Annotated in this window: 10 protein-coding genes; 3 read left to right on the top strand and 7 right to left on the bottom strand. The window is 38.5% G+C overall.

Translation table 11 applies throughout. The annotated features are described in order from the left end of the window. From K0B81_06535 to K0B81_06515, 5 genes are all read right to left on the bottom strand, one after another. Positions 1–795, bottom strand: a 795-nt coding sequence (locus tag K0B81_06535; protein MBW6516254.1) for a KpsF/GutQ family sugar-phosphate isomerase, incomplete at its 3' end; no start/stop codon positions are given. Between the two features lie 62 nt (positions 796–857). After that, positions 858–1,247: a GxxExxY protein gene (locus tag K0B81_06530; GenBank protein MBW6516253.1), complete on the bottom strand. Its 390-nt coding sequence runs from the start codon at positions 1,245–1,247 to the stop codon at positions 858–860. 48 nt (positions 1,248–1,295) lie between these two features. After that, positions 1,296–3,203, bottom strand: coding sequence for a threonine--tRNA ligase (gene thrS / locus K0B81_06525; GenBank protein MBW6516252.1), 1,908 nt, complete (start codon positions 3,201–3,203; stop codon positions 1,296–1,298). A 226-nt stretch (positions 3,204–3,429) separates the two neighbouring features. Beyond that, positions 3,430–4,734, bottom strand: a complete 1,305-nt coding sequence (locus K0B81_06520) for an ABC transporter substrate-binding protein (protein MBW6516251.1) — start codon at positions 4,732–4,734, stop codon at positions 3,430–3,432. Positions 4,735–5,067: 333 nt separating this feature from the next. After that, entirely contained in the window at positions 5,068–5,427 is a 360-nt protein-coding gene (locus K0B81_06515; GenBank protein ID MBW6516250.1) for a hypothetical protein, read from the bottom strand. Positions 5,428–5,932: 505 nt separating this feature from the next. Between K0B81_06515 and K0B81_06510 the strand changes: the two genes are divergently transcribed. Genes K0B81_06510 through hydE form a run of 3 tightly spaced genes read left to right on the top strand, consistent with a single transcriptional unit; the run spans position 5,933 to position 9,137 of the window. Then, a complete protein-coding gene (locus tag K0B81_06510) occupies positions 5,933–6,892 on the top strand; it encodes a calcium/sodium antiporter (protein MBW6516249.1) in 960 nt (319 codons plus the stop codon). A gap of 42 nt (positions 6,893–6,934) precedes the next feature. Then, positions 6,935–8,029, top strand: a complete 1,095-nt coding sequence (gene mnmA / locus K0B81_06505) for a tRNA 2-thiouridine(34) synthase MnmA (protein ID MBW6516248.1) — start codon at positions 6,935–6,937, stop codon at positions 8,027–8,029. Positions 8,030–8,072: 43 nt separating this feature from the next. After that, on the top strand, positions 8,073–9,137 hold the full coding sequence (hydE, locus tag K0B81_06500) for a [FeFe] hydrogenase H-cluster radical SAM maturase HydE (GenBank protein ID MBW6516247.1): 1,065 nt from the start codon (positions 8,073–8,075) through the stop codon (positions 9,135–9,137). A gap of 9 nt (positions 9,138–9,146) precedes the next feature. Here the strand turns inward: hydE and uvrC are convergent, their stop codons facing one another. Both uvrC and murJ read right to left on the bottom strand, forming a co-directional pair. Beyond that, positions 9,147–10,970, bottom strand: coding sequence for an excinuclease ABC subunit UvrC (gene uvrC, locus K0B81_06495; GenBank protein MBW6516246.1), 1,824 nt, complete (start codon positions 10,968–10,970; stop codon positions 9,147–9,149). Further along, positions 10,946–12,508, bottom strand: coding sequence for a murein biosynthesis integral membrane protein MurJ (murJ, locus tag K0B81_06490; GenBank protein ID MBW6516245.1), 1,563 nt, complete (start codon positions 12,506–12,508; stop codon positions 10,946–10,948). The genes uvrC and murJ overlap by 25 nt, the downstream gene beginning before the upstream one ends. Positions 12,509–12,556 lie beyond the last annotated feature (48 nt).

Raw genomic sequence — 12,556 nt, 5'->3', positions numbered from 1 at the left:
AGCAGTATTTTCTAAAATATCACCTTCTCTCGTCATCAAGCGTCTTAGATCTCCGTCTGTAATGATACCAACCAGAAAACCCTGACTGTCAACGACATTAGTACAACCAAGCCCTTTCTGAGTCATTGTCAAAATAACCTGTTTCATTTTCTCAGTATTCAATACGATGGGGTTCTCATCTCCGGAATGCATCAAGTCCTTAACCGTCAGTAATAGTTTTTTCCCAATCGTACCACCGGGATGAAAGCGGGCGAAGTCTTGTATCTGAAAGTCTCTTTTCTTGAGTAAGGCAACAGCTAAAGCGTCTCCAATTGCTAAAGCTACGGTAGTACTGACAGTCGGGATCAGGTTAAATGGCTCATATCCCTCAGGTATGGAAGAATTCAACACAACATCAGCATTCTTTGCTAATTGCGAATCAGGATTTCCTGTAATAGCAATAATAGGGATCTTGAGAAATTTAATATATGGTATGATAGAGATCAATTCCTGAGTATTCCCGCTGTAAGATACTGCTAAAACCACATCATTCTTATTAAGAATACCCAGATCACCATGTATCCCTTCGGCTGCATGGAGAAAGATCGATGTTGATCCGGTACTGGCTAATGTTGCAGATATTTTCCTCCCAATAAGACCGGTTTTCCCCATACCGGTAACTACGGTCTTGCCCTGGCAATTATATATCAGATCAACAGCTTGCTCTATTTCACTACCTAAACGTTCCGCTGCTTTGATTACTGCATCAGCAGCTAGCTTCATCTCTTTTCTTATTTCCCCGATTATATCTTCCATCTCAACCCCTTATTCTTCCACAGATTCACACAGATTAAAAATCAATTTGCACTGATTTAAATTCAAATCACTAACCTTTTATGCTGTAAGCTTGTTGTACCAAAATTTACTAACAAACCTAGTTTCATATCAGTAGCTTTTAAATAATTGAGAACCTGAGCAATATGCTGATTTGCTAATTGCTCCACTGCTTTAATTTCCAAGATTATCTTGTCATAGCAGATAAAATCAGCAATATATCTTCTGTTCAGAACGGTATCTTTGTAATTAACGATCAATTGTTTTTCTTTTTCAAACGGTATATTCTTTCGTGACATTTCTACAACCAATGCTTCTTGATATACTTGTTCATGGAAACCGCATCCGAGTTCTTTATGTACTTCGAGACAACAACCAATAATTTCATAAGTATAATTCTCAAATAAATACTTCTTGTTTTTATCTGTGTCCATCAGTTTAATAATCTGTGTTTATCAGTGGATTTTTTCGTGGATAATTTTTTACCCCATTTCATTGCGTAGTTCTGTTATTGCTTCATCGAAGGTATAACTTCCGATATCACCTTCCCGGTGTTTACGAAGAGATAGAGTATTATTATCCTCTTCTCTCTGTCCGATAATGACCATGAAGGGGATCTTCTTCAACTCAGCATCACGGATCTTATAACCGACCTTTTCACTTCTAAAATCAACTTTAGCTCTGAAACCCTGTCGAACTATTTTCTCACATATACGGGCAGCATATCTTTCGTAAGATTCCGATACCGGAACAATAATTATCTGTACTGGTGCCAACCAGAAGGGGAAATTTCCAGCATGATACTCAATCAGAGTACCGAAGAAGCGTTCCATTGAGCCAAGAAGAGCACGATGGATCATATAGGGTCGGTGAGCTTTATTGTCGGCTCCGATATATTCCATATCAAATCTTTCCGGCAGATTAAAGTCGAATTGAATGGTTGTGCATTGCCAAGAACGATTCAAAGCATCTCTGATCTTGATATCTATTTTCGGACCGTAAAAAGCACCACCACCTTCATCCATCTGATATTCGAGATTCTGGTTTTCCAACCCTTTCTTCAATGCTGCAGCTGCCTCATCCCACATCTTCTCATCACCGACAAATTTTTCCGGTTTAGTAGCTAAATACAGTTCGAAGGTTTGAAATCCGAACTTGCGGAGTATCGATAAGGAAAAGGTGATAAGTTTATCAACTTCTTCATCGAGCTGTTCCGGGGTGCAGATGATATGAGCATCATCTTGAGTAAAGCCGCGTACTCTCATTAGTCCGTGCAGAACTCCTGATCTTTCGTAACGGTAAACAGTGCCCATCTCCGCATAACGCAGTGGTAATTCCCTATAGCTTCTTTTATCTGTTTTATAGATCGTAATATGAAAAGGACAATTCATCGGTTTCAGATAATACATTTGTCCTTCGACCTCGATAGGTGCATACATACTTTCGTTATAGAAATCTAAATGACCACTGGTTTTCCATAATTCTGCTTTTCCGATATGGGGTGTATTAACTACCTGATACCCTGCTTCAAAGTGTTGTTGCTTCCAGTAATCTTCAATTAAGGAACGGATCATAGCACCATTAGGATGCCATAAAACCAGTCCCGGTCCAATATCATCACTGATCGAAAAGAGATCCAACTCTTTTCCTAATTTACGATGATCTCGTTTTTTGCGTTCTTCCAGATCGTCTAAATAATCTTTCAATTCTTTTTTAGAAGGGAAGCTGATCCCGTATATCCTGACCAGCATCTTATTATTCTCATCACCGCGCCAGTAAGCACCTGAGGTTTTAAGCAATTTCACTGCTTTGATCTTTCCGGTGTGGGGAAGATGTGGTCCTCGGCAAAGATCAATAAAATCTCCCTGAGTATAGACAGAAATTGTTTCATCTTTAGGTAACTCTTCAATGATCTCTATCTTATAAGTTTCGCCCATCTTCTTGAATTGACTGATCGCCTGTTTTCTGGTTAGTTCTTCTCGTTGGTAGGGAAGACGCTCTTTCATTAACTCTTCCATTCTCTGTTCAATTTTTTGTAGATCCTCGTCAGTAAAGGGTGAATCTTTGTCGAAATCATAATAAAAACCCTCTTCTATCGCCGGACCTATTGTAACTTTAACATCTGGAAAGAGCTGTTTTACTGCCTGTGCCATCAGATGAGCAGTGCTGTGCCAGTAGATCTCTTTTCCCTGCGGAGTATCGAAAGTATGAAAAATGATCTCTCCACTCTCTTCAATCAATCTATTGGTATCATAAAGTTTACCGTTGATCTCTACTGCTAATAATCTGATTACCAGTTCTTTATCAAAATCCTTCGCTAATTCTTCTGCAAGAACCCCTTTCGGATATTCTTTCATTTTGCCGTTAGGCAAAGTTATCTTTATCTTCATTCTCAAATCCTCTATCTACTTTTCTCTGTATCATAATTATTGTCATCCTGAGTGATCTGATCACTTTTTTTGTGGTCAGATTGTATCGAACCGAGGAAATTGCTTCTTCGTGGCTGCTTCCGAGCTCGACGAAGTCAACACATTCGTTGGCTTCGTGGCTGCTTCCGAGCTCGACGAAGTCAACAAAGGGCTGACAAGTTTCTACAACATAACGTCGCTGTTATGTTTATTCTGTTCCCAATTCAAATGGACTCTTAACCTCTTTCCTCTCGATCATCTGTGTCAAGCGGTCGGCAGCACTCTGTAAAGCTTCTCGCGCTCCGATTCGCTGCCTTAAGACCCTTTCCAACACTTGTTCTTCTAAATGACGACGGATCTCGAACCATTCGGCTATCGGTGGTTCGAAAGTTGCATAAGCTAACTGGTCATAAACCTCTGCCATTTCAGGATTAGAATACAATCTGTTTTGTAATATCGATACTTCAAAAGCACTCTTTCGCACCGGCATATAATAAGTCATATACGACCAGCGAGCAGTCTGTTCAGTATCCGTAAACCATTTAATAAATGTCCAAGCTGCACGGTGTCTTTTCTCGTCTTTAGTATCAAAAATACAGATATTCGTACCACTGATAACACTTCTGTTTGTTTCGTCAATCGGAAGGGCTGCAATACCTAAGAAAAAATCTATCCCCGCTCGCTTCATATAAACGGCAGAAACACTCGAACCCTCTACCATCGCTACTTTACTCGCCAATAAGTCATTTTGCCATTCAAATCCGGCAGATAGATAAGCTGTACCATCTACATTTAATAATGTGTTTAGATGTTCTAAAGCTTTAACGCCCGGTTCTAAATGAAATAATGGTCTCCGATAATCGGGAGTCATTAACTCTCCACCGGCTTGTAAGAGTAAATTCTCAAACATCCAGACACTTGTGGAGAAAGTTGTACCATATTGGTCGATCTGTCCGTTACCTGTTAGATCAATAGTGGTTTTACGGCAGTATTCCCTAAATTCTTCCCAAGTGCGGGGTGGTCTGTTAGGATCTAAACCGGTTCTGAAAAAAATGTCTTTGTTATAATAGAGAACCCTGACACTCTTGTTGAAGGGAAATGACCAGAGTTTGCCATCCATTGTGCTGCTATCAATAAATACCTGATAAATATCGGCAAAATCTTCTTCGCCAAAATCTTCATCTTCTTCGATAAGTTTGTCGAAAGGAACCAAAACACCACCGGCTACTAACCCTGCTGTCCATGATTCAAAAACCTGGGCAATATCCGGTTGAGTACCTGCCTGGATAGATGCCATCAATTTCTGTGACAATGCTGTATAATTACCCATTGAAATGGCATTGATATGTATATCCGGATGGGCTGCATTGAATTCTCTGATCAATTCATTCAGAGCATCTCCCAACGGTCCGCCCAAAGCATGCCAGAATTCAAGCTGCTCTGCTCGTTCCCGCTGTCCGCATCCAAAGAGAAATATCGTCAGAAGTAGGACTGTGTAAACGATATAACGCATTTGTTACCTCCTCTTCTTTATAATAGGCAAACTAAAAACTGAGTATCTGGCGTCAATGATTTTTTAATTCTTCGTTTGTATTAACAACCTGACAATAAATGGTTTGTATCAGTGATATATTCCCCTTTTTACCTCTATCTAACCCTTAGGGAGTCCTATAGTCGGCACCCATCCGACTATAGGGCTCCCTAAGGGTAACTGAAAGGAAATCCTTGTAGTAAGAATAATCTCAGATTTAACTATTTAGTTTTATTTGATACCCCTAAATGTTTTTTACTATAATTGATAAAATTAGTTGAGTACATTATGTGCTACATACTGCTTACCCAGTGGTTATATTTGTTTTGCTTTGAAGAGAACTGAAGTAACGAATTCAATCAAGAATCCATAAATGATACCCATTACTAAGGTTGCCATGAACATTGACATTTGTGTAAATCCTTCTACATCAGCCAACATTCCGCCAAAAGCAGCAGGAATACCAACAATTAAACCCATTACCGGCCCATTAATCGCCCAATGGATACGGAGGGCACTGATACCTATAACGAATCCGATCAAGATCCTTCCGGTAAGTATGTTCAGAAAGAGGGGAAGTGATAAAGTACCCCCGGTAGATGCAAATCCGACGCAGATCAATCCGCTTACGACACCCATAAGAGTTGCAATAAGAATTCTTTTAAAACTTGTCATAATAAACCTCCAGATAAGTACTATGAGTTTTTGCTAACTAAATTATGTCAAGGATCTAATCTCACCCGCCACCCAAAGGAGCAGAGCTCCATCACCTGAGGTTGAAACCTCAGGCTATATTGTTTAACCCTTCAATACATTCTGCATCAAAATGAAACGCTGCCTTGAATGGGGCTTACTATTTTGATGCAGAACACTCAGGTTGACAATAATAGTATAACATGAACAGAGAGTATGACCCCACGGAGGCACAGAGGCACGGAGAAAAGATTGAGATGTACCAGAGGAAGGAGAAGCAAGTCCATTGGGAGTATAGCAAGAAGGATGTATAGTTTTTATGCGTAAGGTGTTAGGTTTTAGGTTCCTTCGGAAGTATAGCAAGAAGCAGATAATTTTCATGCGCCAAATGGGGTGAAGTTGCATTGTTCAGCAGCCATCTTTCATTTTCGATTGACAGAAAATCGTTTAGTTTTAATTGGAAAGGAAATGTGAGTTGGTAATAAATATGATAGCGATAATACTCTTCATAATCGGGTTTGTGTTGTTGGTTAAAGGGGCTGATCTGTTGGTAGATGGCTCTTATTTTATTGCCCGTCATCTCAAGGTTTCAGAACTGGCTATTGGTTTGACAGTAGTAGCTTTTGGAACATCGCTACCGGAATTAGTAGTCAATCTCTCTGCCAGCTTTCGAGGAGCAGCAGATCTTGCTATTGGCAACGTATTCGGCAGCAATATAGCCAATGTCTTTTTGATCTTGGGTGTAAGCGCTATCATTTGTCCACTACCGTTACAAAAGAAAACAATCGTCTCAGAAATACCTTTCACTCTTATAGCAGCACTTCTGGTTGGTTTCCTTGCTAATGCGGCTCTCTTTATGGATGAGAAAGCTATGATCCTGAGCCGTTGGGATGGCTTGATCTTGATCTTCTTTTTTGGATTGTATCTCGTCTATATAATGAAAACTTCAAAAGAGAATCAGGAGATAATCTACAAAAAAGAGGTCGGATCTTTAAGTGTGAAAAAATCGATCATCTATATTATAGTTGGTATTATCGGGCTTTTTCTTGGTGGTAAGTGGATAGTAGATGGTGCTATTTATATGGCTCAGATGTTTAAGTTGAGTGAAGGTTTTATAGGATTAACGGTAGTTGCTATCGGAACATCACTCCCGGAGTTAGTTACCTCCGTTACTGCTGCAAAAAAAGGGAATATCGATATTGCAGTAGGTAATGTTATCGGCTCTAACATTTTCAATCTATTGTGGGTCCTGGCGATCAGTTCCATTATTAAACCTCTACCATTTTCAGGGATAAATAACATAGATATCATAATTATGGTCTTCTCCTGCACATTGATAATTTTTGCCATGGCTACCGGTGTAAGAAATGCCATCGATCGTAAGAACGGAATTTTCTTCCTATTTGTCTATGCTATTTATCTTGTATATATTTTTTATCGAGGATAATGTTAAATTATATTAGATACTTCTTGATCATGGGGTGATTTTGTGATTGTAAAACATACAATAGCGGTCGGTTTAAGTGGTGGAATTGATTCAGCTATGACCTGCTATATATTAAAAGAAAGGGGACACAATTTAATTGGTTTAACGATGTCTACATGGGACGAAACATATACTTCCCAAAAAGCTGTACAGAGCGGTTGCTTCGGACCGGGTGAAAAGGAAGATATCGAATCTGCTCAGAAGATATGCGAACTACTTGATATACCTCACTATGTGATAGATCTCAAAACAGAGTATAAGAAAACAGTGCTCGATTACTTCCGTAGAGTATATCTATCAGGAAGGACTCCTAATCCCTGCGTTTTATGCAATAGAGAAATAAAATTCGGGATCTTACCAATTAAAGCAAAGGAACTGGGATTGAATTTTGATCACTTTGCTACCGGGCATTATGCCAGAATAATCAAAAAATCGAACACTTACTATCTGATCAAAGGAATCGACGAAACGAAAGATCAGTCATACTTTCTCTGCAGATTAACCCAAGATCATTTAGCATCTACTATATTACCTTTAGGTAATTATTACAAAAGCGATGTGAAAGATATGGCTCGGGAAACTGGTTTAAACCATTTAGTACAACGTAAAGAGAGCCAAGATTTCATTGAAACGGAAGACTATGGCTTTATCTTTGGTAAAGAGGGAAGTAAACCGGGTAAGATAATTGACGAAGATGGAAAAGTATTAGGTCAACATCGTGGTTTGATCTATTATACAGTGGGGCAGAGGAAAGGGCTGAATATCTCCGGCTTACCGGAACCTTATTATGTACTCGGGATAGATGCCTGTAAAAATGTTGTTATCGTCGGAACTAAGAACAAGTTATATCATAGTGAATTGATCGCTACTGATGTACTCTGGTCTGACGGGATCGAAAGAAAAGAAAACCTCAAACTGGAAGCTAAGATCAGATTGCAACATAAAGCTGCAAGATGTGAAGTAATGCCATTGGAAGATAACAGCTATCACGTTGTGTTTGAAAGACCTCAGTTATCAATAACACCCGGTCAGATCATAGCTTTCTATGATGATGATATCGTTCTCGGTGGCGGTATAATTGATAGAGTTAATTCATAGATTATATGACAATTAGTTTTAATAATATAAAGTAATACTTAAGATAATAAGGTCTATCGTATTGAATAAGAAAGAAATAATATCGTTATTATCTATCGATAATGAAGCTGAATTGCAGCAGTTATTTGACAAAGCTTATGCCACTAAACTACAATATGTGGGGAAGAAGGTATATTTTCGGGGCATTATCGAGATTAGTAATATCTGCATCAAAAATTGTTATTACTGTGGTATAAGACGAGATAACAGGGAACTGGAAAGATATGAGATGGACTCTGAAGAGGTCATTGAAGCAGCACTCTGGGCTTATGATCAGCGCTACGGATCGATCGTAATTCAATCAGGAGAGAGAGAAGATAGTAGATTCATAGAGAAGATCACCAAGATCCTGAGAGAATTGAAATCAAGAACATCGGGGAGATTAGGGATAACTCTCTCTTTAGGAGAACAGAAAAAAGAAGTGTATAAAGAATGGTTTGATGCCGGAGCACATCGCTATCTGCTAAGAGTAGAAACAACAAATGAGGAGCTATATAAAAAATGTCATCCTGCAGATCATTCGTTAGAACAGAGGATAACCTGCTTAGAAGCATTAAAAGAGCTTGGTTATCAAGTAGGTACAGGTGTTTTGATAGGTCTGCCTGATCAGACTTTAGAGGATTTAGCAGAGGATATACTCTTCTTCCATAAACATGATATTGATATGATAGGGATGGGACCTTATATTGTCCATAATAACACACCTTTCAATCGATTTAAGACTACTACGGATAATGAACGAAATCTTCAACTGGCATTAAAAATGATCGCAGTAACCCGGATCTTTTTACGAAATGTCAATATTGCTTCTACAACAGCATTACAGGCGATAAGTCCGGTAGGGAGAGAGTTGGGGTTGAAGGCGGGAGCCAATATTATAATGCCTGTGATAACAGATATAAAGTACCGTTTACAGTATCTTCTCTATGAAGGCAAACCATGCTTAGACGAGAATGCTGATCAATGCCGTGATTGTTTAGAAAACAGGATCAGATCGATCGAAGAAGAGATCGGCTATAATGAATGGGGAGATTCCCATCATTTTATGGAGAGAAAAGATAGAGAATAATTTTACTTATTAATGATCACTTTTATCTAAGCCGTCTTTTACCATTTTAGCTGTTTTTTCTCCTATTCCTTTTACTTCCATTACCTCTTGTTCTGAAGCTTTTTTGATATTTTCTACCGAGCCGAAGTGCTTTAACAAGAGGAACTTCTTGTCTTTTCCGATTCCCTTGATCTGATCCAGATCACTTTGAATAGTTCTTTGTGATCTCTTTTTACGATGATAGTTGATAGCAAACCGATGTGCTTCATCTCTGATCGTGACTAAAAGTCTTAAAGCCGAAGAAGAGCGTGGTAAAAAGATGGGTTCTGACTTATGAGGGAGATAAATCTCTTCTAATCTTTTGGCTAAGGAAATCATTGCTATTTCAGTGTATTCTTTCAATTCAGCTAAAGCAGCATTGAGTTGACCTTTACCACCATCAATAATGATCAGATCGGGTCTGTTTTCATCAGTCATCTTTTTAAGATAGCGAGAGAGAGTTTCTCTGATAGCAGCATAATCATCTTGTCCTTGTAAAGAAGCGATCCGGAAATGACGATACTCTCTTTTTAACGGTTTACCGTTCTCGAAGTAAACGATGGAAGAGACAGTATCACTTCCTTGAATTGTGGAGATATCCAGACAGATCATTTTTCTGGGAAGTTTCGACAGCCCTAATTTTTCTTTTAACTCTTGAATTGGAAACACAGTTCTGCTGGCTTTTCGTAAATGGCTAAGCTTGATAGTCTCCATAAAATTAAAGGCATTCTTTTGAGCTATAGCTATCAATTGCCGATTATCTCCTCTCTGAGGGATGTGTAGTCTGTTATGTAACCAGCGGTTGAGACTCTCATAATCTTGCGGTTCTTCTGAAAGAAGGATCTTGTGGGGAAGAGTGTTCATTTTATCAGCATAATATTGGTTAATAAAAGCAGCCAGGATCTCAGCAGAAGAAGCATCTTCGGCATTTTCCAGTCGGTAGTTCTCTTTGTTGAGTAATTTTCCACTAAGTATCTTAAGCACCGTAACAACAGCCAGTTTTTCTTCTTTATATGGGGTTATAACATCACGATTCTCTTCATCATGAAAAAATATATGTTGAGACTTTTGTAACTTTTCAAACATACTGATCTGATCTCTAATTCGGGCTGCCTTTTCGAATTGCATTTTTGAACTCAGTTCTATCATTTCCTGGTGAAGTGAGTTAATGATCTCTCTATTCTTACCCTGCAGAAAGGAGATCACATAGTCGATCAATTTGCCATATTCTGCCTGACTGATCTTTCCAATGCAGGGGGCAGAACACTTGCCTAACTGATAATTTAGACAAGGTTTCTGATATATAGGTTCACCGGCTGGAATATTTCTCTTACAGGTGCGAAGTGGCATCAACCATTCTATAGTTCTCAGGGTTCTTCTGACAGCTGTAGCATCCGAATATGGACCGAAGTATTTTGATCCGTCTTTAGCTCTTTCTCGATCTAACATTACTCTGGGAAATGGTTCATGAAGAGTTATTTTGATAAAGGGGTATTGTTTATCGTCTTTTAAAGAGACATTGTATCTGGGACGATATTTTTTGATCAAATTTGCTTCTAAGAGAAAAGCTTCTTGCTCAGAGGGAGTAATAATGTATTCGAGATCAGTGATCTGACTTACCATCTGTGTTATCTTTGTCTGATAACTATCTTCATCACTAACCTTACCGGAGAAATAAGAGCGGATTCTGTTTTTTAAGTTAAGAGCTTTTCCAACATAGATCACTTCTCCTTTCTGATCCTTCATCAGATAAACTCCTGGAGAAGAGGGGAGAAGATTAAGTTTCTCTTTTAAGTGCGACGTGATCTTTTCCATAAAAGCTCTTTAATATTGCCGATATATTCGACTTTCAAGAGATAAGTGCCTAGATAGTAAACAATGGAACAGGCGATTAAATAGAGAGTTATCTTTAACAGTAGTTCTGTTGTTTTGATCACTACAAAATATTGTGAGGTCAGATGTATTAATAAAAACAATATCAAACTCATAAAAACTATCTTAACAATGTTATGATTAAGCTTCTTGATTGAGATCTCGGGTAGTTTTTTCTTAAGAATTGTTATTAAGATAAAGTAGTGAACCATCGATGAAATAGAAGAAGCTAAAGCCAGACCACCATGTGCTAAAAACTGCATAAGAATAACATTCAGGATTATATTCAATAGAACAATAAAAGCAGAGATCTTTACAGGAGTTTTCGTGTCCTTATTGGCATAATATATGGGGATAATTGTTCTGGTTAGACTAAAAAATACAAGTCCAACAGAGTAGAAAAGTAAAGCCCAATAGGTCATGTTAAGAGCATATAGGTCAAAAGCACCACGCATAAAAAGTAAGCGAATAATATCCTTACCTAAACCAAGAAAGATCATTGTTATAGGCAACATCAAATATATAAGAGTAACTATGCTGAAGCGGAGACTCTCCGATAAGTTCTTCCAGTCTTTGTTAGCTGTATATCGGGAGAACATAGGTAACACAGCAGAACTAGCCGAGATCCCGATTATCCCTAAAGGAAGCTGCATTAATCTATTCCCGTATTGTAAGGCAGCTATACTCCCCGAAACCAAGAAAGAAGCCAGGATCAGATCTACTGCCAGGTTGATCTCTCTGATAGCTAAACCGATCACACCCGGAATGAAACGCCGCCAGAGTTCACTGATCGCCTGACCTTTCATGTTGAGATTGATCTTTATATGATAACCGATCTTCTTTAATAGTGGAAGATTGATTATTGTCTGGAGTACTCCTCCAAAGAGGACACCTAATGCTAAAATGGTTACCTTTTCTTCTACATCTGCTTGCTGAACGAGTGAGAAGACAACTAAGAAAAGGATCATACCGATATTGAGAAAAGCAGAAGAGAGACCCGGTATGAAGAAATAATCATGCGAATTCAAAATTGAGATCAGAGTAGAGGATAGACCAATAAGAAAGAGATAGGGAAACATAATTCTGGTCAACTTGACGGTTAACAGATAACTCTGTTCATCGAAACCGGGAGCTAATAATCTGGCTATAATGGGAGCAAATATTATCCCGATAAAAGTTAATATTGTCAGAAAAAGAGTCAATAACGACAATATATTTAGAGCAAAGCTAATCTGTTCTTTTCGCCCTCTTTTTATCTCGATCTCATTATAGATTGGTATAAATGCAGCGGATAAAGCTCCTTCACCAAAGAGTTTACGGAGAAGATTTGGTATCTGATATCCGACCTGAAAAGCATCAGCTACGTAAGAAGCACCAAAGAAACCGGCAAAGATGATGTCACGTGCTAAGCCAAAAAAACGGCTTATTAAAACAGCAACCGACATAGAGCCGATATTTTTAGCAAGTATCTTGTTACCCATAAGTACTCGTTAACTTTTCAATTGTAATCAAAAAGTATCAATCATCGA

It is taken from the genome of Candidatus Cloacimonadota bacterium (assembly GCA_019429305.1).
Classification (GTDB): Bacteria; Cloacimonadota; Cloacimonadia; order Cloacimonadales; family JAJBBL01; genus JAHYIR01.
The sequence above is the reverse complement of the archived record's forward strand: the minus strand, read 5'-3'. Positions and strand labels throughout refer to the sequence as shown.